This window comes from Nostoc sp. FACHB-888 (assembly GCF_014696655.1).
Classification (GTDB): Bacteria; Cyanobacteriota; Cyanobacteriia; order Cyanobacteriales; family Nostocaceae; genus Nostoc.
On record NZ_JACJQM010000029.1, the window covers coordinates 1 to 24,974 of the forward strand.

Here is a 24,974-nt window from a genome sequence, read left to right on the forward strand (position 1 = left end):
CCGTGACCGGAGGGAACTTGGGTTTAAGACCCCCACCAAATTTTTAATTTGGTGGCTTTTATTCAGGAGGGGTCTGAATCCCCTTGTGAATAAGACCTTCTGCCTTGTCTACGACACGCTGCGCGATCTGCCTTCTGCCTTCTGCCTTCTGCCTTCTGCCTCCTTCAATCCTAACTCCTCACTATTAACTGCCTTATGCCATATCCACAAGCACCTTGGACACTTCAAGGCTACGCTATCCAAACTCTGCATTTGGTAAATATTGACCGAGTGCGCCCTTTGATTCCCTTAGAGTTAGAAATTATTTCTGTATGGCCTGGTAAAACCCTCGCTAGCGTGTATTTATCTAATTACGGGTCAGGCTCGGTACTGGAGTACAGCGAGTTAATTATTGCCCCAGCTGTGGTTAATTACCAGAGGAAAATCGGTGGTTGGGTTTCCCACATTTATGTAGATAATGCTGATTCGGTGGCTGGTGGTCGAGAAATTTGGGGACTACCAAAGGAACTAGCTAAGTTTACCTGGGAACAAGGAAACCATGTTACTGTGTATCAAGAGAACCGGAAGCTTTGTAGCCTTAACTATAATCAACAAAGCTTGGCATGGAGACAGTGGTTAACTGCCTCTAGTTTTAGCGCCAAGGGTAATGATTTGCTATTATTCCCTGCTGAATTTGAGTCTGTATTGGGTTTGATTAGTTCTAATTTAGAAGTCCCCGCCGAAAGTCCTTTTTCTGGAATAGGTTTAGGTGAGCCTTGGTTAACTGTGCGTTGTGAGCAGATGAGTTTGCAGATTGATGCGCCAAAAGTTGTAGGTCTGAAAATATATTAAGCTCCCAACATCTGCAAGTTATGCAAAGTGGCATAAAGCCCTCCTTCTTGTAGTAGTTGATCATGACTTCCCTGTTCGATTAATTCACCGCGCTTGAGAACAAAAATCCGGTCTACATTCCGAATCGTAGACAGGCGGTGAGCGATAATAATGGCGGTACGTCTGAGCAAAAGCTGGTTTAATGCTTCTTGAACTAAAGCTTCTGTGCCAACATCTAAACTAGCCGTAGCTTCATCTAGTACCAATATTTGGGGATTGCGAATGGCAGCTCGTGCAAAGGCTAAAAGTTGCTTTTCACCACTAGAAATATTTGTACCCCGTTCTCGCAGTTGAGTATCATACCCTTGCGGTAGTTGTTCTATAAACTGGGCAATGTTGGTTTGCTCTGCTGCTTGTTGAATCTGTTCAATGGTATAGCCATCTCCTAAAGAAATGTTGCTTTTAACATCGCCAGCAAACAAAAAGCCTTCTTGAAAAATTACTGCCATGTAGCGCCGCAGTTCTGCCTGTGGTACTTCCCGAATATCTATACCATCTATGAGAATGCGTCCTTGGGTGGGTTCGTAGAGGCGGCACAAAAGACGGATGATCGAACTTTTACCCGCACCTGTGGGGCCGACTAATGCAATTTTTTCACCTGGATGAATGGTGAAATCTAAGTCTTTAATTACGTAATCATCATTTTTGTAAGCAAACCAGACGTGATCAAAACGGATTTCTCCCAGTTCAGGCTCGGAAGTTACGTCTGGGGATTCTAGATTTGCAACGATCTCGTCTATGTAGCCAAATTTTGCATCAAATATTGAGAAGCGGACATTGGCGCGATCGCGAATTTCTATTGGTTCATCTAATATATCGCCTACGCGTTCAATGGCGGTAAAACCAGCTTGAATTACTGTAAATTTCTCGGCGAAATCCCTTAAGGGATCAAATAATTGCTGGGCATATAAGATAAATGCAGATAAAGTTCCAAAAGCCAAACTTTTTCCTAACAGTAACCAACCACCCATGCACAAAACAGCTGCGATCGCAATCAGACCAATCCATTCCAAGGTTGCTGAAATAAATGAATCATAAAAGATGGTTTGATCCATCTGCTGAGTGTAGCGGCTGTTCGTGGCACGAAACAATTCGGCATTAAATTTTTCCCTACGGAACAACTGCACTACGTTAATGCCAACCACATTTTCTTGTAGTTGTGAGTTCAGAATAGAAAGTTCTTCTCGCCCTTTGTAATTAGCTTTGCGGTACTGTTGCTGAATGTAAACAATTAACCAGGTAACTGGTAACAACATCAATAGCAACATACAAGTAAGTTGCCATTGGATGGAAAACATAAAACCCAAAAGCACCAGCATGGAAAACAAATTGGACACAATCCCAATTGCCCCAGTAGAAAAGACATCGCCTAACACTTCCACATCGCTGGTGATTCTGGTGATTAATTTACCTACGGCTGTGCGGTCAAAAAACCGTACTGCTAAAGATGTCACATGCTGGAATAAGTCTTGGCGAATTGCTGCGGTGATTTTTTGCCCTAGATTTTGTACTATATAACCTTGGAAGCCTGTCAAAGTCAGTCGGATTGCGTTCGCAACTAACAATAATCCCAGCAGGATATTTAGCCCTTGTGACAAGGGACGATTTCTGAGAAATTCGTAAGTGTTTGGTTCATTGCGAATTAGGGAGATAGCTTGGCCAATCAACAAAGGTTGTACGGCATTAGCTAGGGCAAGCGGTACAAGCAAGCCCATTGATAGCGCCAATAGCCGTCCGTTACGACGGGCATAAGGTACTAAACGCAAAAACAACCGCCAGTCATTTTCACGGCGACGGTCTTGCATATAAGATTTTTTCAGAAATTGATAGATGCTCATAGTAAGAGCATTATATTAATGTTTCTAAAAAAATAAGCATATTTAAAGTAGCGTTTGTCTTCTTACTCTGATACCATGCCTGAGATAGAAACTGCAAGACTGTTACTAAGACCCTATACTTCTCAAGACCTGGATGAACTTGCTCCCATTTTGAGCAACCCAGCAGTTATGAGGTATTCACCCAGAGGCCCTATACCTAAAGATCAGGTAAAAGAAGTAACGCAGGGAACATTACAATTTTTTATTACACACTGGCAACAGCACGGTTTTGGTGTGTGGGCTGTAGTGGAAAAAGCCACCGTCAAATTAATTGGTCATTGTGGGCTGAATTTTTTACCCAATAGCCCAGAAGTCGAAGTTCTTTATCGGTTAGATGAAGCTTATTGGAATCAAGGAATTGCCAGCGAAGCCGCAAAGGCAAGTTTGAAGTATGGCTTTGAGGAAGTCAAGCTAGATCGTATCGTTGCCATCACTGCACCAGAACATACAGCTTCGCGTCGTGTGATGGAGAAATGCGGGTTGAAATACGAAAAAAATGCTCAATTTTATAACTTAGATGTAGTGTATTACGCTCTGGATAGTTCAGAATGGCGATCGGATGATTCTCTTTACATTTTGTACGTGTAATTCAAAAGGTAGGGATGAAGTACGAAAAGATGCTACCTATGACCGCCATGATGTAATGTACTACGCTGTCTCACACAAAGAATGCCAGCCAGATGATTCCCTTTACATTTCGCAATCTTAAAACTATCAGTCCTCTAGCCAGAAATGTTGTCACTGCTGTAGAGAATATATGGTTTAGGTCTTTGGTAGGGGCGTATAGCTGTGCGCTCTAGTACAGCGAGCGTGGAAATAAACATACCACTTTAAATGCCGCAAGAGCTTGGAATACAAATGTTTGAACTTTTGACTTCTGCCTTGCGGTACTAACTTATTTGTATTAATTACTGCATAAATACCTATGTAAGTATGAAACAATACCATATTTCTTTCTTTAAGTCTTATATCTAAAGGTAGAAGATTCAGGTTAAGATTTGGGAAAGCTAAGAGAGATTCATTCCTAAAAGATATCCTGCCATTTATCGCAGAATGCAACTGAGGCCAGATGACGCAACCTTTAAATCAAGTCAAAGAGTGGGAACAACGTCGTGATGAAGCAAGCCGCTACTACCAGCGCGGGAGATTCCAAGAGTCTCTGGATCTGGCAACGGAGAATTTACACTTGGCTAGATCAATTCCAGACAGAGCCAGAGAAGGTTATACATTAAACGACCTTGGTTTAGCTCACCTCAGTTGCTGGCAACCTCAAAAAGCATTAGAGCGCTTTAATCAGGCGCTTTCGGTTGCTGTTGAAATTGGCAACGCGCCAGCACAAGCAACTGCACTCAGCAATCTAGGTTCTACCTACAGCCGTCTTGGATGCTTTTCGCAAGCGTTGGAATATTTTGACCAAGCATTACCAATCTTTAGGCGATCGCAAGATACTCAAAGTGAAATTTCTACTCTTAATGATGTAGCGCTAATTTATACGCGCTTAGGAGAACCGAAACGGGCGCTGTTGTTACAACACCAAATTTTAAGGATGCGCCGATTGTTAGGTGACTTTTCTGGTGAGGCAACAACCCTAAATGGTATTGGGTTTGCTTACAATGTCTTAGGCAAGTTTGAGGAAGCTCTAGAATTTTTTCAAGCAGCGCTTCCAATCCAACGCGCAGTCAAGAATTTGGTTGGTGAAGCAACCACTTTGAATAATATTGCCTCAATCTATAGTGATTTAGGAAAACCGAAACAAGCGCTATTGCTTTATTATCAAGTTCTGTTAACACGTCGAGCAATCAGCGATCGCTCTGGTGAGGCAACAACACTTCACAACATTGGTTATACCTATAGCACTCTGGCAGAGCATCGGCAAGCAATGAAGTTCTATAAGCAAGGCATTGCGATTTATCAACAACTCGGCGATGGCCTGGGAGAAATTTCAACTTTGCTGAATATGGGAAGTCTTTACGCTACAACGAAACGCAAAAAAATGGCGCGATCGTGCTACCAAAACGCCCAAGACTTAGCAGAGCAAATCGAACATCAGCCACTCCTGGAAAAAGTACAGCAGTTTATAGACTCTCTGTAGGTTGATGCAGCAAGCTCAGATTCCCGACTTCTTTTAAAGAAATCGGGAATTTTGTTGTTCGAGTTGAAGCTCAAAAAATTCGCAACTTGGCCACCGCCAACCATATACTGCTCAACAGGTTAGGATCATTAAGAAGTAATAATTTTTTATGGCATCGCCAGGAGTTTCTAAATGTTCGTTAGTGAATTGTCACCTATATTCAAAGAATTTATCCAGCATCCAGTCTCATTTGTCGGTGGGTTATTCTCTGGTGTGCTTCGGCTCAATCTTGCGGACGATCCTGTAAAAAGTTGGCTCCATCAACAAATCGGCTCCAATAATTACACTAGCACCACAACAGGAACACATAATGGCAAAACAGGTGGGCCTCAACAGATTTCGATTGATTAAATTTTTCGGTAATCGCAAATCAGGCTAATCTTTTTAGTCGCATACTCCCACATTGTTGCAGTTTAGATAAGATCCCCCCGCCTGCGGCGACCCCCTTAAAAAGGGGGTAAATATCAGAAAAAGCCCCCCAATTTATCGGGGGGTTGGGGGGATCTCCGAGAGATAAAGATGTTAACCGAACCGTATTGATAGTGTGCGAATCTATCACAAAGGAACTTTCCATCTCTTCCACATTAAGGGATACTAAAGCCAGGTAAATAAATAGGTAAGGAAATATGGAATCCCTAACCTCTCGTATGCAGGCGGTACAGTCGCCAATTATTCCTGTGGTTGGGGAACTGATTAAAAACTCTCCTGGAACAATCTCTCTAGGGCAGGGTGTTGTTTCTTACAATCCACCACCGGAAGCAATAGAATTTTTATCCAAATTCTTAGCTGAATCCACTAATAATTTATACAAATCGGTTGAAGGAATTCCCCCGTTGCTGACAGCACTTGCAGGAAAATTGCAAGCCTTCAATGGCATTGAAATCAATGAGGAAAACTGCATCGTCGTGACAGCCGGGAGCAATATGGGATTTATGAATGCCATTCTTGCAATCACTAACCCAGGCGATGAAATTATTTTGAATACGCCCTACTATTTCAACCACGAAATGGCGATCGCAATGGCTGGTTGTCGTGCAGTGTTAGTGGCGACGGATGAAAATTACCAATTACGCCCAGAAGCGATCGCTCAAGCAATTACTCCCAAAACACGGGCTGTAGTCACAATTTCACCAAATAACCCGACTGGAGTTGTCTATTCAAAAGCAGCATTGCGCCAAGTAAATCAAATTTGTGAGACTCGTAGCATTTACCACATCAGCGATGAGGCTTATGAATACTTTACTTATAACGGGGTAAAACACGTTTCTCCTGGCACATTTGGGAGTTCCAAGTACACCATTTCTCTCTTTAGCCTTTCCAAAGCATACGGTTTTGCCAGTTGGCGCATTGGCTACATGGTGATTCCCAAACACTTATTTGTCGCCGTTAAAAAAATCCAGGATACGATTTTGATTTGTCCGCCAGTAATTTCGCAATATGCGGCTTTAGGGGCATTACAAGCAAAAGAGGAGTATTTGCAGAGTAATATAGGTGCGTTGGCTCAAGTGCGGCAATTAGTACTCGATTCCCTTAACCGCTTACAAGGTTTATGTAGTATTACACCCGCTAATGGCGCTTTCTATTTTTTCCTCAAAGTTAATACTCAGATGGACGCTTTTGAGTTAGTTAAAAGACTAATCCAGGAATATAAAGTAGCAGTCATTCCAGGTACAACCTTTGGGATGAATGACGGATGCTACCTACGCGTTGCCTACGGTGCGCTGCAAAAAGAGACAGCAAAAGAAGGTATAGAAAGATTAGTGCAAGGTTTGGAAACTATCGTTGAAAGTTAGAAGTCATTCATATTCCTGCCTCCTTTGCAATCCCAAATATAAAATTGAACAGATGCCAATTATTAATAAGTTAATTGAAATTGAAACTGAACCCAAAATTAATATTTATAATATAACCCCACAAATAAAAGATTTCCTGGCTTCAACATCAATTCAAAACGGACAAGTTTTAGTATTTTCTCGACATACTACAACAGCTTTAGCTATCAACGAAAATGAAGTCAGATTGTTAGAAGATATAAAAGTATTCTTGCAAAAATTAGCACCTGAATCAGACTGTTACTTACATAACGACTTGCATTTAAGAGATATTCCAGAAAATGAGCCGATTAATGCTCACTCTCACTTAATGGCAATGATGCTGACCACTAGTGAGATAATTCCAGTTGTGGATGGTAAATTAGCTTTGGGAACCTGGCAATCTGTGTTGTTTTTTGAGTTGGATGGGCCGCGCAAAAGAACGGTATCTGTCCAAATTTCTGGCGAATAATGCAACTTCGCACTTGCAATCCTTCCAAAACAACCCAAATCTGAGAGAATTACGAAAACGATCAACAAGTGCATCAGTTGAATTTACTTACAGCAATTAAAAATCTGAAAGAATGTTTCTAAGCATAACCTTCCTTTCCAGAAACCAGGACTTTTGTTGTGTCAAAGGTAGACGCAATTAACTATGAAAAATAACGATAACTTTGTATTACGTAATACTTGGTACTATGCTCTGCCTAGTAATCAGATCAAGCCAGGTATGATGGTCAGCCGCATTTTTTTGGGAGAACCTGTGCTGTTAGTCCGTGGACAAGATGGAAAAGTCTCTGCAATGACGGACATTTGTCCGCATCGCGGTGTGCCCTTGAGTTGTGGCAGATTCGATGGACAGGAAGTGGAATGCTGCTACCACGGTTGGCGCTTTAACCCGGCTGGGCGCTGTACTGCGATACCTTCTCTTGTAGAGGAGCAGCAGATGGATTTGAGTCGCTTTGACGTAAAGTCTTATGCAATCCGGGAAGCCCAAGGGAATATCTGGATATATATACCTGATCCTGATAATTCTAAATCTGCTTCTGAGATGGAGATTCCAGTAATTCCAGGGTTTGATGAGCGATTGCCCCAGTTCATAGAGGTGATGAGATTTCCCTGTTTTGTGGATCATGCAGTGGTAGGTCTGATGGACCCTGCTCATTCACCTTATGTTCATCGCGCTTGGTGGTGGCGAAGTGAGCAACTGCACGAGGAAGTGAAGCAATTTGATGCTTCGCCCTACGGCTTTACGATGCGACGACACCGATTACCAGCAAACGGGGGCCGATTATACTGGCTGATTGGCGGTGGTGTGCCAGAAACGGAGATTTCTTTTAGTTTACCTGGAGTCAGAATCGAAGAAACCACCATTGGCAAACATCGAGTCGTTAATTTAACGGCAGTTACACCCATTTCCGACACAGAAACTGAGGTAAATTTTGTTCTTTACTCGACACTTCCTTGGGTGGGATTTTTCAAGCCACTGCTACATGTCCTGGCACAAACCTTCCTGGGACAAGACCGAACGGTTGTGGAAAAACAGCAGATTGGCCTGAAATATAATCCTGTGCTGCGACTGATTAAAGACTCAGATATGCAGGCGCAGTGGTATTACCAATTAAAGCGAGAGTATGCTAAGTCTGTCGCTGAAGGACGAGAATTTGTAAACCCTGTCAAGGGTCAGATACTCCGGTGGCGTGCTTAAATTACTCCAAATTAAATTCTGCAAATTCTCTTTGTCCGTATAGCATATTTCGGTCTACTGCTGACAAAATTTTATTATTGGCACGCTCGCTATTTAAACAGCGACTAACTAACTGCGCCACATCTGCACGATTGATGCTACCACTAATGTGCGGATCTTCAGTCAAAACGCCATTACCCGTTGCTGGTTCTGACTTTAGTCCACCTGGGCGGATGATTGTATAAGTGAGTCCACTGGCAATTAAGTGTTGTTCAGCTTTGTCTTTCTCAGCTAAAACTGTTCCTAGTGCTACTAAAACTTGGGGTGACAGAGCAACAACACTATTGCCAGCACCAATGGAAGACACAAGAATAAATTTTTGTACTCCAGCTTTAACTGCTGCATCCATCAGATTTCTATTACCAGGGTAATCTGCCCTTTCTCCTTCTGATGGTAAACCGCCAATTGTACTGATAACGGCGTGAATAGGTTCATCTGTCGGCATTGCACGTTCTACATCGCCAACATTCAAGGCATCTCCCAAGACTACCTCAATACCGATTTTTTCTAGTTCAGTAGCAACTGCTGCTGTTCTGAGGAGGGCTTTTACCTTTAGCTGTTGCGCTGTGAGATATTGAGCAATTTCTCGACCAACACCGCGACTTGCTCCAGCCAGAAAAATATAAGATGCACTTGTCATAATAAATTTAGCTATTTACGTTCAAAGGATTTTATCAGAGGATTGGCAGCACTTAATAATTGCTCAAGTAGCTGAGATGCTTCTGGTTGCTGGCGAACATAAGTTTCAATAAACAAACTAATGATTTCACCCATCAATAAACGGAAGCTTTCTTGGGGTTGGGTGGCAAGAAAGTCTAACAAGGGTATATCTAGGGTGGAGTCTAGCTGATCAACTATCGAAAAGTGATTTGCCCCATCTAAAAGTACCAGATAGCTATCATTTCGTCCGCCAGTAATTGCTTCTTGGAATGTACGGATGACTGGGGTGGTAGCATTTCCAGAAGTTATACCATAGCGATCGCTATTGTTCGCAATAACTCCATCGCAGGTTCCTCCCATCAGTAGAAGTGGTAGGGAGTCTGGTAAGGGTAAGATAGTACCCGCTTCGTACCCCAATAATAAGGTTCCCATTGTGTGTGAACCATAACCAAAAGATGCTGCGACTTGAGGGAAAAAATGGGGATCAGCATTTTCGAGCGCTACTCTACCACCTGCGGAGTGTCCACCTAAAATTATTCTTTGTAGATCAAGCATTCCAGCTAAAATCCCCTCAGACTGTAGCTGTTCCACTTTCGCTAGCAGTGCTGGCAAAGCCGATGCGGTGGGAACAGTACGATAAATTGTTGGTTTCCCTTTTTCAAAATCAACCCCTGGAGTCAGACTAATTATTCCTGGTATAGCTTCTGCAATCCAGTTAAAGAGAATCACCACTAATCCACGTTCAGCGAGTTTAACCGCCAACCATTGATATTGTTGAGCATCACAGTTAATGCCGTTGAAGAAAATCACTACTGGAAAAGGTGCTTTTTCTAAATCAACTGCCAAATCCCTATTTGTTTGTACCTTACGCCTCAACATCTTTGCTGGATAGAGAATTTTCAGGTGAATGGTATCGTAAGGAGACTGGAAACCCTCGACTTTAGCAGCTTGGAAAAAAGCACGAACTGTCATCTGGTTTTTCCTGATATCATTGAAAATTTTTCTATTACCCAGGTACAACTGATCCTAGCGATCGCAAATAACTGAGTAACTATAATTACAAAAACATAGGACTATTACTGGATTTTTGAACAAAATTCAGTACACCTTTATTCCTTTTTCGCTGTTCCCTCTCTCTATGAGTGGTTCAGTAATCAAATCATAATCCTATATTAGGATAGGAATTATACTTAACCCATTTGCAGGAAGTAGTTTAGTCAACAATTGTGCCAATCTAGCAGATAGCTTTTTTTGGATTGACTTATGGCTAAAAAATCTCAAACAAATCTAGAACAGTACCAAGATGTCAGATTATCTGCCACCACCAGAATCTGGGTAATTACAGTCGCTATTCTTGGAGTTTGCGTCCCACTGTCAGCCGTTACTAGAAGCGGCGCTATTCTTCCTTTGGTTGCTATTGGTGGCGCAGCCGTTGGTACAGTTGCTGTTTGGCGTTCTGATGAGCAAAAATCAAAAGCTAACTATTTGCAACAGCAACAAATTGAACTGTTAGAGCAAAGATTAGCAAATTTAGAAACAATTGTTAGCAGTGATGACTTGAACTTGCAAATGAAAATTAAACAGATTGAGGCAAGAGATACTTTTGGCAACTCCTCTGATGTAAGTACTACACCCAGGCAACCAAAACGCAAAGGTTAAAATTAACCAATGTTCACCATTTATACCAATTTCAGATAATCTCCCTTAAAATAATCGTTACTGAGTTGTTTTTATGTAGGTATTTGTTGACTTAATGTTACGGCAACCTTTGAAATCCCTCTCAGATTAAACTTTCCTTTGCAGTTAGAAGTGTTTCCCTAGAAACAGTATCTGCTTCTCCATCTCCGTTAGAATTGACTGACATCATTTAATTCTATATACTTCAACTGCATCAGTTCATGAAATGTCTAAGTGCAATAATCTCTATTTTTCCCGGAAATATCTGCTTATGGCTGTGTTTTATTAGACTACTAAGATTACTGTATTTTTAATTAACTAAGGTTATAAACTTGAGTAATTGCATTGGTATAGCTTACCGTAGGTATGCAATAGTTTGCCGCAGGAATGTAGATGGATTGGATTAGCTTACTTAAAGCTCAACAAGCTGACTTCCTTCAACGTGTGAAAAAACCTAAAACTTATGACTTATCTTTGCTGGAAAGTCAAGTTAAAGGTTGTCACACGGAAATTATGGCTTTTTGGGGTGAGCCATTGGCTAGACTCCAAGAACTTTCTCGCCAACAAGCAGAAGTTCTCGCCAAAAATCCCCCGCCGACGCCGCCTGAATATCCTGAGCCTCCTGATTGGACGATACCTTTTCCCAAATACTTCCAACAACAAGCCGAAGATTATCTTTTGCGAGAGCATATTGTTGACCGGGTGATAACTGAACGCTTGGGGAATTTGGTAAAAAAGGTATCACAAGATACCGTGGAAAACATGGTTTTAGATGATGAGGGAAATTTGTGTGGTGAAAGCAAATTTTCTTATGTACTAAAAGATAATCCTCAGCTAAGTGTTCAAGTTTATGTTGCTGATGGAGAAAGTTTTAATGGTATTAAGAAAAACAAAATTAGGTGGTCGGTTACCCAAGAAGATTTAAGAAAGCACCAAGTATTAATTTTTTTATGTTTATTTTATCCATCTACAGATAAGCTAGGATACGACGAAAAACAAAGTATAATTACAGGCTTTTTACCTGCCAATCAAATTGAACTTACTGAACCAAAACTCTACATTAATCCGAGTCACTTGTTGTATGCGGGGGGGTTGAGTTGGTATTTAGAATCACTTATTGGTAAAAAAGACACGTCGCCATTAATTCATGAGAAGGCGATCGCAGATACAATACAGACTCTACCATCAGAGCATTGCCTCAAAGATATAGTCGGTGACTGGGAATGCTGGCAGACTTTGCAAGGACACACCAGAGGTATTAATTGCCTAGCTTTCAGTTCTGGGTGTAATAATGGCAAAGCTTTACCCATATTGGCAAGTGGTAGTCGGGGAGAAACGAAACTCTGGGATTTAAGCAAGGGTGAATTAATAGATACATTATCAGAGTATCCTTGGGTGATATCTGGGCTGGTGGATGAAGTGAATTCCCTGGCTTTTAGTTCAGATGGACAGACTTTAGTGAGTTGCGGTGCAGACTCGACAATTAAGCTTTGGCACGTAGGCGCACTAGACTTAATAGATATTTTGCACAAACATAATGGGGTAGTGCGGTGTGCTGCTTTTACTCCAGATGGCAGAATGTTAGCTACAGGGGGAGATGATAGAAAAATTCTGTTTTGGGATTTAATGCAACGTCAGGTTGCGATCGCACTTTCTTTAGATGATACAGCTGCTCATTCTCTAGTTTTGAGTCGAGACGGGGAAACTTTAGTTACAGGTAGCTATCGTAAAATCAAAGTTTGGCGCACCTTACCCCAGACGGGAGTAAAAAGTTTAAAGGATGCAGAACCACTGCATACCCTCATGGGTCATTCTCACATCGTCCGTTCCTTAGCGATCAGTGCAGATGGTAAACTGCTGGTGAGTGGTAGCTGGGATCAAACGATTAAAATTTGGCAATTGGAGACTGGGGAATTACTGCATACTCTTAAAGGACATAGAGATAGAGTCTATGCGATCGCATTAAGTCCCGATGGACAAATAATTGCTAGCGGTAGTGCTGATAAAACCATCAAGTTGTGGCATTTAGAAACTGGGGAATTGCTGGGTACGTTTACAGGTCATGGGAATATAGTCACAGCATTAGCTTTCACAGCTTCCGGCGAGATGTTGGTTAGCGGGAGTTTGGATAAGACAATTAAAATTTGGCAACGAAGTTAATAATTCGTAATTTGTAATTGTAGAGTCTTTGATACTCGCTGGAAAGTCTTTGATATTCGCGCAAGAGTCTTTGATACTCGCTGGAGAGTCTTTAATACTCGCTGGAGAGTCTTTGATACTCGCTGGAGAGTCTTTGATACTTGCTTGAGAGTCTTTGATACTCGCTGGAGAGTCTTTGATACTTGCTTGAGAGTCTTTAATACTCGCTGGAGAGTCTTTAATACTCGCTGGAGAGTCTTTGATACTTGCTTGAGAGTTTTTAATACTCGCTGGAGAGTCTTTGATACTTGCTTGAGAGTTTTTAATACTCGCTGGAGAGTCTTTGATACTCGCTGGAGAGTCTTGGATACTCATGGACAACAAACTTGAAAAAATCTGTGTGCCTCTTTGCCTCTGCCTGAAACTTAAAACTGGGCTAATAGCGTTTCCCAAGTAGTCAGTGAAATTATATACAATAGCTTATCAGTCGCCCATACTCAATAATACTGAGTTAAAACTGACAGTTAAACAACTTTTTAGCTGGTTTAATTTGAGTTAAGTAATATAGTGGTTCTCAGTTGAGTCCAATATAGACCTAACCCTCAACCCCTTCCCTACTAGTGTTGGGAGTAAGACTCAAGGCTTCTCTTCTTTTACTAGAGAGGAATGGAAGTGAGGTCAAAGTCTATTGCATACAAACGAGAAACACTATACGGGTGCTTTTTTACCAAATTAATGATGTTGGAGAATAGTCTATGGCGATGACGAAACTCTGGAAGTTTTTGCAAAACATTCAGGATTTGAACTGGGGACAAGGCGTAGAGGTAACAAAGACTGGAGCCGAAGCTGCTAAAGCCGTGCTTGATTTGGCAAAAGCAATTAAGGAGCAAAAACCCAACGTTCAAAACTTCAAACCATATCTAGAAGAGATTTCGTCGCTATTAGATGTATTTAATTCTCCTCTGGGTCAAATTACCAAAGAAGTGATTCCCTTTGCACCCATCGCCATTACTATACTAAAGTTTATTATTGATGCAACCAACAAAGAGCCAAGTTTAGAAAACTGTGTGCTACTAGTTAGTCAGGCTGCCTACATTGATAGCTTTCAGGACATTCTCAAACAAGATTCCGAATTACTCAATAAAATTGATCAAAACCTTCCAGCTTCTCATGCTTTAACTTTGCAAATTCAGAAATTAGGTGAGCAAGAATTTGATGAGCGGGAAGTGAAAAAAGCCATTCTCTATTTCCACGAATCTCAACTAGCAGAATCATTTAATCAGATTCTACAGCAACGCTTGCAAGAAGCCGGATTAACCGAAACAGAAGCAAAAACCTTAACTGAACGGGTAGCGCGTCACACCGATGAATATATGGAAGACGCATTGGTAGAAGTCGGAGATAAAGCGGACAAAATTTGGAAATGGTATAGCGCTGGAGGAAAAGAAAAGCTAGAGAAGAATCTGAATATTGAAGATTATTTGGAACAGGTAATTAAACCGAAGCCAGAAGAAAACATTTTTGATGAAACCCATATTACCTTTCGAGATTTGTATGTACCTTTGCAAGTCAAAGAACTCGATTTCAACGACGATGCAAATCTTGAACTGGAAGCGTGGGTTAAGGCAATATTGAATGAGCTAGATGCAAAACACAAACAAGTTTTGTTTATTCAGGGCGAAGCCGGACGGGGGAAAAGTGTTTTTTGCCGGATGTTTGCCGATTGGGTGCGGCGAGAATTGCATCCTAGCTTTACCCCAATTCTGATTCGGTTGCGAGATTTGCGCGTACTAAAAGATAACTTAACTGATACTTTAGAAAACTATTTACAACACCTTGATTTTGTCACCAGTGATTCAGGCTGGCTGACAGATAAAAATACTCGCTTTTTATTTTTACTGGATGGGTTTGATGAGTTATTACTAGAAGGACGCGCAAGTGGCGGCTTGAAGGAATTTTTAGGACAGGTAGAAGATTTTCAGAAAGGCCAACTTTGTCATCATCAGTTTTTAGTTACCGGTCGTCCCCTAGCCTTGCAAGGAATTGAGCGCTTCCTTTCACAAACCAAAAGCTTGAAGCGTGTCGAACTTCAGCCAATGAATGACTCGCTTCGGCAAATATGGATGGAAAAATGGGCAGTTGCGGCTCAAGTTAACAAGAGTGAGTTTGAGGAATTTTTGCAGGCTTGCCCTGATGAAGTCAAAGATAACCTGGCGCGAGAACCCTTACTACTCTATTTACTGGCGCGGATGCACCGAGACAATCGGCTCAACCTTGAAATGTTTGTAGGTGCAGACGGTATTAAGGCAAAAATCCGCATCTATGATGAAGCGGTGAAGTGGGTACTAGAAAAACAGCGTGATAGTGAAAATCAAAATGATAACTCCCGCTTGACTGGATTTGAGAGTGAAGATTTGCGGCAATTTCTCACTGAAGCTGCTTTGTGTGTGGTGCAGTCTGGGAACGAATCTGCCAGAGTGACGATGTTAGAAACACGGCTCAAACATAGCAATAACCCAGCTGCAAAGTTAATTCAGCAAGCTAGACAGGAGAATTCTCTCGAAAAAAATCAACAAGACAAGCTACTAAATAATTTGTTGACGGCATTCTATATCAAACCTGCTTCAGGTGATAAAGGCGGCTCAGTGAAGTTTGTTCACAAGAGTTTTAGCGAGTTTTTATTTGCAGAACGGTTACTAGAAAGCTTTGTAGATTGGACAACGAAGGTAAGCAAGCGTCAGCGCGAAGAAGACTTAGTTACTACATTCGCAATGGAAAGGCAGATTTACGATTTATTGGGTTATGGAAATTTAACCCTTGAGATTGTGGAATATTTGATGGGATTGTTGGCTGAGAGTTCAGAATTTCACGAAGTGGAACGCTTGTGCCAACTGTTCCAAAGATTAGAGGATTTCTACTTCCGTTGGTGCGATGGGGAATTTATTGATGCAGAAGATGTAAACCATCCCCAGATGAAGAAAAAACAATTGAGGGAGCAATTACCAGAGCGAGAAAATCACTTGGGATTGCGACAAGTGGATGTATGTACAGGGCTGAATGTGATGATTTTACTTTTTGAGTTGTATCGCTATGCCCAAACAAAAGACGACCTCAAAGACAAAATAAGTTTTCACCCCTGCGGTAAACCTGATACCGATCAGTTTGACTTAGAACGCTTGCTCCGTATTATCGGCTATAGTCACTGCCTCAGTGTCTTTGCCTTTAATAGCAACTTAAGATTATTTCTCAGGGATACCGACCTCAGCCGTGCCGACCTCAGTAATGCCGACCTCAGTAATGCCGACCTCATCAGTGCCAACCTTAGCCGTGCTAACCTCTGGGGTGCCAACCTCAGCTATGCCGACCTTAGATTTGTCAACCTCAGCTATGCTGACCTTAACTTTGTCAACCTCATCGATGCCAACCTCAGCGATGCCGACCTCAGTAATGCCGACCTCATCAGTGCTAACCTCGTCAGTGCCAACCTCAGTGGTGCCAACCTCAGTGGTGCCAACCTCGTCAGTGCTAACCTTAGCCGTGCCAACCTTAGCGGTACTAACCTCAGTGGTGCCAACCTCAGTGGCGCCAACCTCAGTGGTGCCAACCTTAGCAGTGCCAACCTCAGCAGTGTCAACCTCAAAGTAATTGTATGGAACAGCAACACAAAATGGCTCATTGCTAGGGAATTGCATAAAGCAGTAGGCGTATCTCCAGAGTTGGCGCAACACTCAGCTTTTGCGGCTGCGATCGCCTTAAGTCAAGGCATCAGTTGGGTGAGAGAAGGCAAAATTAAAGAAGCACAGGAAGCTTTCAAGCAAGCACAAAGATTTGACCAAAGTTTGAGAAACTCTGCTGAATTTTGGAATAGCATTTGCTGGGTTGGCTGTTTGCACGGTTATGCTAAAAATTTGCTCCCTATCTGTGAAAAAGCTGTTACTTTAGACCCTGACAATAAACGCTATCAAGACAGTCGGGGACTTGCTAGAGTACTGACAGGCGACTTGGTAGGAGCTTTAGAAGATTTTCAATCTGCTGTAGACAGTGGCGCACTTGATTTCTCAGAAGATATGAAGCAGCGACGGCTACGCTGGATAGAAGCACTGAAGTCAGGAAATAATCCCCTCACACCAGAGGAATTGGAGGAGTTACGGGAGGTTGAGAGTTAACACACCCTCAATTGTCGATGGTGCGGTTACGCTAAAGCGATAACACAAAGCCAGTTGCTACAACGGAGGGAACCTCCGCAACGCACTGGCTCCCCTACTTGCGTACCTAAAGCTATTGTCGAAGCGTTAGAAAAAGGCGGCTATGACAGTAATTACCTATAAATGGACAATTGAACGCTATCACCGAGCAATAGAAGCAGGCATCTTTGATGACCAACCCATTGAACTATTGCGCGGCGACCTCATAGTTATGCCCCCAGAGCGAGAATCCCATGCCTACTACAATACCCCCTAGCCTTTGGTGATGTGATGTATTAGTCCAAGTTCATCGCTTCGTAGGTTTTGTAAAAATATAATTTCTAGCGGCTGTCATAGCTTGCTTACCCGTAGGCGATCGCACGCCCATAATAAAACTATCCCCTCTATGCTATTTACTTATGGCGATCGCAACTCAACCCCAACTAACTTTAGAAGAGTTCCTCAAACTGCCAGAAACTGAACCAGTATCAGATTTTATCAATGGAGAAATCATTCAAAAACCCATGCCCCAAGGTGAACATAGCCGACTACAGACTAAATTTTGTAACGTCATTAATAACATAACTGAAAGCCAAAAAATTGCTTACGCTTTCTCAGAACTGCGTTGTACCTTTGGCGGTGCTTCTATCGTTCCTGATTTGGCGGTGTTTCGCTGGGATAGAATTCTTAAAACTTCATCTGGCAGAATTGCTAACTGCTTTGATATTCATCCTGACTGGGCAATTGAGATTCTTTCCCCAGACCAAAGATTAAAAAAAGTGTTGAGTAAATTATTCCATTGTTCGCGCAATGGTACTGAATTAGGCTGGTTAATCAACCCGGAAGATGAAAGTGTGCTAGGGCTTTTTCCTGGACAGCGAGTGGAATTATACGAAGGTGCTGATAAATTACCCATCCTGGAGGGGATCGAGTTGGAATTAACACTTGAAGAGGTTTTTGGTTGGCTGAGTTGGATTTAGTATTTATCACAAACGAAAGATGCGAGGCGTAGCAAGCTTTGAGAGAAGGCGATCGCACGCCCATAATAAAACTATCCCCTCCATACTATTTACTTATGGCGATCGCAACTCAACCCCAACTAACTTTAGACGACTTTCTCAAACTACCGGAAACTGAACCAGCATCAGATTTTATCAACGGAGAAATCATTCAAAAACCAATGCCTCAAGGTGAACATAGCTTGCTCCAAGCTACTCTTTGCGAAACAATTAACGGCATAGCTAGAAGTCAAAAAATTGCTTTGGCTTTCCCAGAACTGCGCTGCACCTTTGGCGGTGCTTCTATCGTCCCTGATGTCTCTGTGTTTCGCTGGGATAGAATTCCTAAAACTCCATCTGGCAGAATTGCTAACCGCTTTGAAATTCATCCCCACTGGGTAATTGAAATTCTTTCCCCAGACCAAAAGTTTACAAAAGTATTGAGTAAATTATTGCATTGTTCGCGCAATGGTACTGAACTCGGCTGGTTAATCAACCCAGAAGACGAAAGTGTGCTAGGGATTTTTTCTGGACAGCGATTGGAATTATACGAAGGTGCTGATAAATTACCCATCCTTGACGGTATCGAGTTGGAACTAACTGTAGAACAAGTTTTTGGCTGGTTGAGTTTGACGTAAAAAAGCGATCGCATTTCCCAAAGAAAGTTGCAAAGGATTGTATCTGTGGGTTTATTGTAGAAACTGGGCGGTACAGCGCTTCGTGTGTACCATAAAAATTTGTATGCCGTACTTTTATGCAAAATCAACTAGGATTGGTTCTGAAACTGCTTTTACTCTCAGCTTTGTTATCAGTATTAATTAAATATGCAGGGCCAAGTCTATTAATTCCGGCGACAGCAACCAACGCGCTAATTATAGTATTGTTGCCGATTGTGATAATGGCGATCACGCTACTGTGGCGATTCCAAGCACAGAAACAAAATTAACTCAAGCCATCCACGCACAAGTGACTAAAATCAGTTAACCTAGCTTAATTACAATAAAATTGCATCTCGCCAACCGTTGGGAGTTAGCCTGTGAACCTCGGTCAATGGATCGGCTTAATCGCCATAGTTATTTCTTTATACATCCTGTGGCAAATTCGGGAAGTGCTTTTGCTCATGTTTGCCGCAGTTGTGTTAGCCACCACCTTAAATCGGCTAGCGAAACGCTTCCAAAGCTTTGGCATGAAGCGTGGATTCGCCGTCCTCCTGGCAGTAGCTATCTTTTTTGCAGGTGTCGTGGGTTTTTTCTGGCTAATTGTGCCACCATTTGCAGAGCAATTTCAAGAACTAACCTATCAGGTTCCTAAAGGGTTTGGGCGCTTTAATAGTTGGCTTGACGCCCTGAGAACTCGTATCCCTAACCAGTTGGTTCCCTACATCCCAGATATCAACAGCCTCATCCAACAAGCGCAGCCCTTTGTCAATCGGGTACTAGGAAACTCCTTTGCTTTTGTATCTGGCTCTTTGGAAGCCGTCCTCAAGATTTTGCTAGTGTTAGTTTTAACAGGAATGATACTAGCCGATCCCGTGGCTTACCGCAAAGTCTTTGTGCGGCTTTTTCCTTCGTTTTATCGGCGGCGGGTAGATGGGATTTTAGATAAGTGCGAAGTCTCTTTGCAGGGATGGATTACAGGTGCTTTCATTGCCATGTTTGTAGTTGCGCTGATGAGTCTGATTGGCTTATCAATTTTGGGTATAAAGGCAGCACTAGCTTTAGCGATTTTGGCAGGATTTTTGAACTTAATTCCCAATCTGGGGCCGACAATTAGTGTAATCCCAGCAATGGCGATCGCTTTATTGGATGATCCCTGGAAAGTTATCGCTGTCTTAATTCTCTACCTTGTTATTCAACAGGTTGAGAGTAATTTCATCACGCCAATTGTAATGGCACAGCAAGTTTCGTTGCTGCCAGCCGTAACCTTAATTGCCCAATTATTTTTCGTCACTTTCTTTGGCTTTTTAGGATTATTTCTGGCGCTACCCCTGACTGTTGTCGCTAAGATTTGGTTGCAAGAAGTACTGATCAAAGATGTTTTGGATGAATGGGGGAATAACCATAGAAAAGAGACTGAGTTGGTAATAGTTTCTGAATCCCCTGGAGTAGATAAGAATTGGACAGCAGAAAGTCCCGACATTAATCGGGAGCGACGAGTTGATGATGATATCTTGCAAAAAGAAGATTAGTGTTTTTTAGGCTAAGGTTTCCCCAAGAAAATCGGTTCTCCTGCAATATCATCTAAGCGGATGCTGCCTAACAAATTGCGCCACTCTGCTTGCAGTGCTGCATCTTTGGGATTTTGATCGCGCAGTTGGGCCAGTGTGGTCAGTGCCTCGTACCATATCCCGTTTTGGGCATAGATAACATAGCGTTTTAGAGGTTCTGTCGTTTGTAGCTCTTTGAGAACGGCTGGATTCAATTGGACTCGTTGTATTACCCCTTCGACGAAAGTCGGGGGAGAATTCTTTTCTTGGTCACAGTTAATGGTGAAAAACCAGCGATATTGTTTGTTTAGTGCCAAAGCAGGAGCAGTGGTAGGCAGAGAAACGTTGATGACTCCCGGTTTATCTGGTAGAGCGATCGCTTTTCGGTAAATCTCGTTATCGTCCTGATCTTGCAGTACAAATTCAACTTCATAGGGTGAATCTTTGGTATACGGCACATAAAAAAACCAACTAGGACGTTCCAGCGTTGTCTGTCCCCAGACATTGATTACTGAGTTAGCTTCTTCGGTAAAGTGCACTAAAGCAGTCAGATCAGGTTTAGTAGCCGGACATCCAGCCACCTGCCCGCGCTTCGCTCCACCACGAACCCGACCTCCAGGAGGGCGACCAGCTGGAATTGGAGGTTGATTAAAGGTTTTGGCTTGAGCAAGGGTCGTTTTAGCATCAGAGCGTAGGCGTAGCCCGTTGTAGGCATCGCTAGGAGAAGAACCAATTGGTTTTGCCAGTACTGGAGTCAGACTAGCTAGTAAACTGGTGCAGCTAAAAGCTACTACTAAAAACAGTTTTATCGATTGTAAATTTGACTTCATAGAAACCTGTAAGTATACAAACCTTTTGGGATTATCTGCTGGTTATCTAAAAATTTAATAAAAAAGTCTTTTCCTATTCCTTAGTGAACTCCAAAAATTGGCGTTGCAGAATAGTGCGATGAATTGGGGCAAGCTCTTGAGGCAGGGGAGGCAGCACTTTGACTACGCTCAGTGACCAGGAGCAGGGGGGGAATTTTGGAAGTTGCTAAATCATCCCGCTTTCTCTGCAACGCCCAAAAATTAAATTATCCAAATTCTTCTGTCCAATACAATTATCAGATACTTCTCCCCCTGCCTGCTTTAACAGATAAATTTTTTAAGCCAAGCTGCCCTATTCCCCACTCGCCACCCGAACTTTTGTTTTTGAACTATAAATTGACATCAAGCCAACCATAAGAACTAACGACAAAGCCGAAGGTACAAAAGGCACCCAAGCACCGGAAATTAACAGACTAAAGCAAACTATATATAGAACACTAGAGGTAATACTGACTGCCAATGCTAACCAAGGCAACGAAAGCTTTCGCCAAGCCAGGACTCCCCCTACCAAAGACCATCCCCAAATCCAGGACATCTCAGCCCACAGTGACCAAACCCGCAGCAACGGCCGTCCATTTTGGACTGCACCAAGAATCTGGCTGACCATATGCGCTTGTACTAACACTCCTGGCATTTGCTCATCTAAAGGAACGCCATAGGGTGTAGGCCAGGTGTCTGGCGAATCCCCCTTTGCTGTCACACCAATCAAAACAATTTTGTCTTTGATAGCACTAGGGTTAATCGGACTAGATAAAAATTGATTTAGCTTCACCTGTTCGGCTATTTGTTTTGAGGAACGGTAGTTGAGCAAAATTTGACCGCCATTAGCATCGATATCTTGATAGCCGCCAGTACGAGATTTCAGGTTCGGAAAAATAGTTTTACCCAGTTGCAAATTCCCTTCAGGGGTGAACTTTGGTTCAATTCCTAAAGGGCGCAGATAGAGTGAGGCCAATTGTAGACTGAATGCAAAGGAAGCAGGACACAACGATGTCGCCTCTTGGTTCATGAACAGGAGATGCCGACGGATAACTCCATCACGATCGTGAATAAAGTCACTGAATCCCAGATTTGTTTTAGGGATTTCTGGTGGCGGCTGATTGCCTGGGATATTTACTGTGCCATCGCTGCCCTTACATACACCAATCAAGTTCTGAGTTTTTTCAAGACTATTAATTAAATCTGGTTCTTTAGCCTTAAAATCGCGGTAGATATCCAAACCGATCGCCCGGGGTTGGTACTGATTGAGTTTTGCCAGGAGTTTGTTAAGAGATTTTTCGGAAATGGAAGCTCCAATCAAGGACTCGTCATTTTTTCGTTGAATTGCCAGATCCTCATCGTCAATTGTGATTATGAACAGTCGGGGATCAAGTTTCTCCGCAGGGCGCGATCGCATCATCTGGTCAAATGCTTGAATTTCTGGATTTTCCAGCAATCCCAGCAATCTCATCCCACAAACGAAGCCTGTAATCGCCAAACTGGATAACAAAGTTATTGCCAATCTGCGTTTGGTAGACACAGCTAAATTTGGTATATCTTCAGTTTTTGTAGACCTTAATTCATCCCAACTGGGTGGAAGCTGCGCTGGATTTTGGCAAATCATTGGTAGCCAAGTTGCACAAGGAAATTGATCCTCAAGCCCTTGCAATCGTTCCCGCCCTTGACGTACCGCTTGGTATAAAGACTCACCACCGGCAAAACCTTCGAGAAAATATTTTAAGAATTCCTTGGCAACCTGGTCTGGGACAGGCTCACGCATGATGATCATCTGAGGGATTTGCAAATCAGCCAGTTCTCGCGCCAATCCCAATCCATCACAGGAGTTAAATATAGCTAGTTGCAAACCATTTTCAATGGCTTTCCTGAGAGCATACTTTAGCTCGCCAATGGTGAGGCTATCAGTTTTATTCAGGTAAATTCGTCCGCTTTCGCCATTTTTGTTACTGGAACTGTGCCCAGCAAAAAAGAGAATATCCCAGTTTTTTCCCCAAAGATGGTCAGTCAATTCTTTCCGTTGTGGTTCTACTAGAAAGGTAACCTCTGCATTACTACATTGTTGCAGTAAAGCTTGATCAGCCTGGGTGTCAATCCCCTGACTATTGCCCACAATTGCCAAAATGTTGACTAATTTATTTAAAGTGCGTGGTTTTTGGATGCGATCGTAGGATGGTGAAGAAAGGGCGATTTCAGCCTTGGGGTAGCGTTCTAATAAATCCCACAGATGCCAAGGTAATAGCTGCAATTGGCTATTTTCTGTTTGCAAAATTACCCGCACTTCTTCTGTGGACGACAATCTTTCTAACCATTTTTCCCTCAAAGGGCGAAATTCCTCTGCTCGCAGCCAGGTATTAAAGCGGGCCCGCAAAATATGGGAAGCGTTTTCGCAGTCTTGAACCATTGATACATTCGTCACCTGCATTTTGTCAGCATAAAGACGATAACGATTGCCTATCTGCCGATAACTAGACTGCCAATGACTATAGTAGAGTGGCATTTCAGGAAATGGAGGTAGCTTACCCGTAATTTCTGTTGCAGCCCGCTCGTGTTCTTCACCAATTTGGAGGGTGACAGCAAACCCTTGCTCAAAACTACCCTCTCCGAATTTTAGAATCACTAACTTACCCATGACTGTGCTATCCCCCTGTGCAAAACCATGCCCTGTTCTAATGTCTCATAACAAGCTCCCCAAGCTTTTACAGACTTTTTTCAAAATCTCCAAAAGTCGGCTTGAATCTTTAATTTTTAATTTTTAATTAACCAATTACCACTTAATAAATTACCGACACAAAGAGAAAATAGCTAGATGCTTTAAATCCGAAAATGTTCGGTAATGCTAGTATCATTTATGGCTACCCTAACGCTAAATTGCTCTGTTGGTTCGCCGCGAAACTGCAACTGAATGTAGTTGTCTAGTTTTCTAGATTGAGCATCTAGAAATACTGTTCCCGAACTATCTAAAACAGTGAGATGAACTCCTAGCGGTAAGTAGATTTGATTCCCAGTGGCGTGCAATTGGAGATGAATACTGGTTTGCTGATCTTTTTCTGGGCTGATTTCCACAATCAACATGACGGGTTGGTTGAGAATTTGGATACCCAAATCAATCAGTTTTGCACGTTTAGTAATTGATTCTGGTTGGTTAAGGGCATTTAGTTGCAAAGTTTCAGGACTGCGAAAAGCATAATTTGGTCTGAGTTCTGGCACATTCCACAGGGATTCAATCGTCTGCCAACCTGTTTCAAATATACCAGCAAACCACTGACTTAAATTCACCAGTGAACTAACTGGTGATTGGCGCAGTTGATCTAAGTGGTCGATAAAGGCTTCCAATGGTTGTAGTTGTGCTAAAGGCAGCGTTTCAGTTGCGACACTAGGGATAAAACCAAGCAGCCTCGCTTCTTGGAGTGATTCATCAAATTGAATTACTAAATAACCAACTCGTTCTTCCCAGGTTTCTGGAGGAATGGAACATACCTGCTGATGCAGATGGACAGGACGACACTCCAGACGACCAATTGAGGGAACCTCTAAGTCAGCTACATTCCCACAGAGCCGCATGATGGGATTCCAGCTGTCACTAGCTTGCAGGTCAGTAGGAATATCCATCATTTCTAAGTAGTCATTTACCACCCATACAGCCAGAGTATTCAGCCGAACTTGCTCTGCTTTTTCAGAATTTGGCTGCTGGTTAGCAAATTGCTGGGCAGTTACGCGAGCTGATTGGGAAATTGGCAATGTTAAAGCGAAATCGTCTAGCTGATAGGTGGAGTTATTCATAAGTTAATTTCTAGTGATCGATCAATGC

The 24,974-nt window shown here is 42.5% G+C and carries 21 protein-coding genes and 1 pseudogene; 15 read left to right on the forward strand and 7 right to left on the reverse strand.

All coding sequences use genetic code 11. The features are described 5' to 3' along the window. The first annotated feature begins 195 nt into the window (after window positions 1-195). Window positions 196-831, forward strand: a complete 636-nt coding sequence (locus H6G26_RS18715; protein ID WP_190730687.1) for an acetoacetate decarboxylase family protein — start codon at window positions 196-198, stop codon at window positions 829-831. Here the strand turns inward: H6G26_RS18715 and H6G26_RS18720 are convergent. Beyond that, window positions 828-2,708 (reverse strand): ABC transporter ATP-binding protein, encoded by a 1,881-nt coding sequence (locus H6G26_RS18720; RefSeq protein WP_190730688.1) that lies wholly within the window; start codon window positions 2,706-2,708, stop codon window positions 828-830. The two genes, H6G26_RS18715 and H6G26_RS18720, sit on opposite strands and share 4 nt — an antisense overlap. A 54-nt stretch (window positions 2,709-2,762) precedes the next feature. Between H6G26_RS18720 and H6G26_RS18725 the strand changes: the two genes are divergently transcribed. The 6 genes from H6G26_RS18725 (at window position 2,763) to H6G26_RS18750 (ending at window position 8,397) form a co-directional block, all read left to right on the forward strand. Continuing rightward, a complete protein-coding gene (locus H6G26_RS18725; protein WP_242053793.1) occupies window positions 2,763-3,335 on the forward strand; it encodes a GNAT family N-acetyltransferase in 573 nt (190 codons plus the stop codon). Window positions 3,336-3,816: 481 nt separating this feature from the next. Further along, window positions 3,817-4,839 (forward strand): tetratricopeptide repeat protein, encoded by a 1,023-nt coding sequence (locus H6G26_RS18730; protein WP_190730689.1) that lies wholly within the window; start codon window positions 3,817-3,819, stop codon window positions 4,837-4,839. A 171-nt stretch (window positions 4,840-5,010) separates the two neighbouring features. After that, window positions 5,011-5,229, forward strand: a complete 219-nt coding sequence (locus H6G26_RS18735) for a hypothetical protein (RefSeq protein WP_190730690.1) — start codon at window positions 5,011-5,013, stop codon at window positions 5,227-5,229. Between the two features lie 275 nt (window positions 5,230-5,504). After that, a complete protein-coding gene (locus H6G26_RS18740) occupies window positions 5,505-6,671 on the forward strand; it encodes a pyridoxal phosphate-dependent aminotransferase (protein ID WP_190730691.1) in 1,167 nt (388 codons plus the stop codon). Between the two features lie 52 nt (window positions 6,672-6,723). Then, complete coding sequence (locus tag H6G26_RS18745; RefSeq protein WP_190730692.1) at window positions 6,724-7,161, forward strand: secondary thiamine-phosphate synthase enzyme YjbQ; 438 nt, start codon at window positions 6,724-6,726, stop codon at window positions 7,159-7,161. A gap of 183 nt (window positions 7,162-7,344) precedes the next feature. Continuing rightward, entirely contained in the window at window positions 7,345-8,397 is a 1,053-nt protein-coding gene (locus H6G26_RS18750; RefSeq protein ID WP_190730693.1) for an aromatic ring-hydroxylating dioxygenase subunit alpha, read from the forward strand. 1 nt (window position 8,398) lies between these two features. Here H6G26_RS18750 and H6G26_RS18755 read toward each other — a convergent pair whose 3' ends face one another. After that, window positions 8,399-9,076 (reverse strand): SDR family oxidoreductase, encoded by a 678-nt coding sequence (locus tag H6G26_RS18755; protein WP_190730694.1) that lies wholly within the window; start codon window positions 9,074-9,076, stop codon window positions 8,399-8,401. Window positions 9,077-9,087: 11 nt separating this feature from the next. Beyond that, window positions 9,088-10,068, reverse strand: coding sequence for a dienelactone hydrolase (locus H6G26_RS18760; protein WP_190730695.1), 981 nt, complete (start codon window positions 10,066-10,068; stop codon window positions 9,088-9,090). A gap of 291 nt (window positions 10,069-10,359) precedes the next feature. Between H6G26_RS18760 and H6G26_RS18765 the strand changes: the two genes are divergently transcribed. Further along, entirely contained in the window at window positions 10,360-10,755 is a 396-nt protein-coding gene (locus H6G26_RS18765; RefSeq protein ID WP_190730696.1) for a hypothetical protein, read from the forward strand. A 411-nt stretch (window positions 10,756-11,166) separates the two neighbouring features. Continuing rightward, a complete protein-coding gene (locus H6G26_RS18770) occupies window positions 11,167-12,933 on the forward strand; it encodes a WD40 repeat domain-containing protein (RefSeq protein ID WP_190730697.1) in 1,767 nt (588 codons plus the stop codon). Here H6G26_RS18770 and H6G26_RS18775 read toward each other — a convergent pair. Further along, on the reverse strand, window positions 12,856-13,287 hold the full coding sequence (locus tag H6G26_RS18775; protein ID WP_190730698.1) for a hypothetical protein: 432 nt from the start codon (window positions 13,285-13,287) through the stop codon (window positions 12,856-12,858). The two genes, H6G26_RS18770 and H6G26_RS18775, sit on opposite strands and share 78 nt — an antisense overlap. Window positions 13,288-13,667: 380 nt before the next feature. Here H6G26_RS18775 and H6G26_RS18780 point away from each other — a divergent pair, with 380 nt between their 5' ends. The 6 genes and pseudogenes from H6G26_RS18780 to H6G26_RS18805 all read left to right on the forward strand — a co-directional run bounded on the left by H6G26_RS18780 (window position 13,668) and on the right by H6G26_RS18805 (window position 20,282). Further along, window positions 13,668-17,078, forward strand: coding sequence for a pentapeptide repeat-containing protein (locus tag H6G26_RS18780; RefSeq protein WP_190730699.1), 3,411 nt, complete (start codon window positions 13,668-13,670; stop codon window positions 17,076-17,078). 142 nt (window positions 17,079-17,220) lie between these two features. Beyond that, window positions 17,221-17,367, forward strand: a pseudogene (locus tag H6G26_RS18785) (Uma2 family endonuclease); the annotation flags it as partial. A gap of 148 nt (window positions 17,368-17,515) precedes the next feature. Beyond that, on the forward strand, window positions 17,516-18,076 hold the full coding sequence (locus tag H6G26_RS18790; protein ID WP_190730700.1) for a Uma2 family endonuclease: 561 nt from the start codon (window positions 17,516-17,518) through the stop codon (window positions 18,074-18,076). Between the two features lie 95 nt (window positions 18,077-18,171). Next, the gene (locus tag H6G26_RS18795; protein ID WP_190730753.1) at window positions 18,172-18,732 is read left to right on the forward strand and encodes a Uma2 family endonuclease; all 561 of its coding nucleotides are present in this window, start codon (window positions 18,172-18,174) and stop codon (window positions 18,730-18,732) included. Between the two features lie 116 nt (window positions 18,733-18,848). Next, window positions 18,849-19,040, forward strand: a complete 192-nt coding sequence (locus tag H6G26_RS18800) for a hypothetical protein (RefSeq protein WP_190730701.1) — start codon at window positions 18,849-18,851, stop codon at window positions 19,038-19,040. A 90-nt stretch (window positions 19,041-19,130) separates the two neighbouring features. Further along, window positions 19,131-20,282, forward strand: coding sequence for an AI-2E family transporter (locus H6G26_RS18805; protein ID WP_190730702.1), 1,152 nt, complete (start codon window positions 19,131-19,133; stop codon window positions 20,280-20,282). Window positions 20,283-20,293: 11 nt separating this feature from the next. Here H6G26_RS18805 and H6G26_RS18810 read toward each other — a convergent pair whose 3' ends face one another. The 3 genes from H6G26_RS18810 to H6G26_RS18820 all read right to left on the reverse strand — a co-directional run bounded on the left by H6G26_RS18810 (window position 20,294) and on the right by H6G26_RS18820 (window position 24,946). Further along, a complete protein-coding gene (locus tag H6G26_RS18810) occupies window positions 20,294-21,130 on the reverse strand; it encodes a DUF928 domain-containing protein (RefSeq protein WP_190730703.1) in 837 nt (278 codons plus the stop codon). Window positions 21,131-21,461: 331 nt separating this feature from the next. Beyond that, the gene (locus H6G26_RS18815; protein ID WP_190730704.1) at window positions 21,462-23,795 is read right to left on the reverse strand and encodes a CHASE2 domain-containing protein; all 2,334 of its coding nucleotides are present in this window, start codon (window positions 23,793-23,795) and stop codon (window positions 21,462-21,464) included. Between the two features lie 182 nt (window positions 23,796-23,977). Continuing rightward, on the reverse strand, window positions 23,978-24,946 hold the full coding sequence (locus H6G26_RS18820) for a DUF1822 family protein (protein WP_190730705.1): 969 nt from the start codon (window positions 24,944-24,946) through the stop codon (window positions 23,978-23,980). Window positions 24,947-24,974: the final 28 nt, after the last annotated feature.

Coding starts and splice junctions, on each gene's coding strand:
- H6G26_RS18795 (WP_190730753.1), top strand. CDS start 18,172: ATGGCGATCGCAACTCAACCCCAACTAACTTTAGACGACTTTCTCAAA.
- H6G26_RS18720 (WP_190730688.1), bottom strand. CDS start 2,708: ATGAGCATCTATCAATTTCTGAAAAAATCTTATATGCAAGACCGTCGC.
- H6G26_RS18820 (WP_190730705.1), bottom strand. CDS start 24,946: ATGAATAACTCCACCTATCAGCTAGACGATTTCGCTTTAACATTGCCA.
- H6G26_RS18815 (WP_190730704.1), bottom strand. CDS start 23,795: ATGGGTAAGTTAGTGATTCTAAAATTCGGAGAGGGTAGTTTTGAGCAA.
- H6G26_RS18750 (WP_190730693.1), top strand. CDS start 7,345: ATGAAAAATAACGATAACTTTGTATTACGTAATACTTGGTACTATGCT.
- H6G26_RS18755 (WP_190730694.1), bottom strand. CDS start 9,076: ATGACAAGTGCATCTTATATTTTTCTGGCTGGAGCAAGTCGCGGTGTT.
- H6G26_RS18765 (WP_190730696.1), top strand. CDS start 10,360: ATGGCTAAAAAATCTCAAACAAATCTAGAACAGTACCAAGATGTCAGA.
- H6G26_RS18745 (WP_190730692.1), top strand. CDS start 6,724: ATGCCAATTATTAATAAGTTAATTGAAATTGAAACTGAACCCAAAATT.
- H6G26_RS18740 (WP_190730691.1), top strand. CDS start 5,505: ATGGAATCCCTAACCTCTCGTATGCAGGCGGTACAGTCGCCAATTATT.
- H6G26_RS18790 (WP_190730700.1), top strand. CDS start 17,516: ATGGCGATCGCAACTCAACCCCAACTAACTTTAGAAGAGTTCCTCAAA.
- H6G26_RS18760 (WP_190730695.1), bottom strand. CDS start 10,068: ATGACAGTTCGTGCTTTTTTCCAAGCTGCTAAAGTCGAGGGTTTCCAG.
- H6G26_RS18730 (WP_190730689.1), top strand. CDS start 3,817: ATGACGCAACCTTTAAATCAAGTCAAAGAGTGGGAACAACGTCGTGAT.
- H6G26_RS18715 (WP_190730687.1), top strand. CDS start 196: ATGCCATATCCACAAGCACCTTGGACACTTCAAGGCTACGCTATCCAA.
- H6G26_RS18775 (WP_190730698.1), bottom strand. CDS start 13,287: ATGAGTATCCAAGACTCTCCAGCGAGTATCAAAGACTCTCCAGCGAGT.
- H6G26_RS18735 (WP_190730690.1), top strand. CDS start 5,011: ATGTTCGTTAGTGAATTGTCACCTATATTCAAAGAATTTATCCAGCAT.
- H6G26_RS18770 (WP_190730697.1), top strand. CDS start 11,167: ATGGATTGGATTAGCTTACTTAAAGCTCAACAAGCTGACTTCCTTCAA.
- H6G26_RS18810 (WP_190730703.1), bottom strand. CDS start 21,130: ATGAAGTCAAATTTACAATCGATAAAACTGTTTTTAGTAGTAGCTTTT.
- H6G26_RS18800 (WP_190730701.1), top strand. CDS start 18,849: ATGCAAAATCAACTAGGATTGGTTCTGAAACTGCTTTTACTCTCAGCT.
- H6G26_RS18780 (WP_190730699.1), top strand. CDS start 13,668: ATGGCGATGACGAAACTCTGGAAGTTTTTGCAAAACATTCAGGATTTG.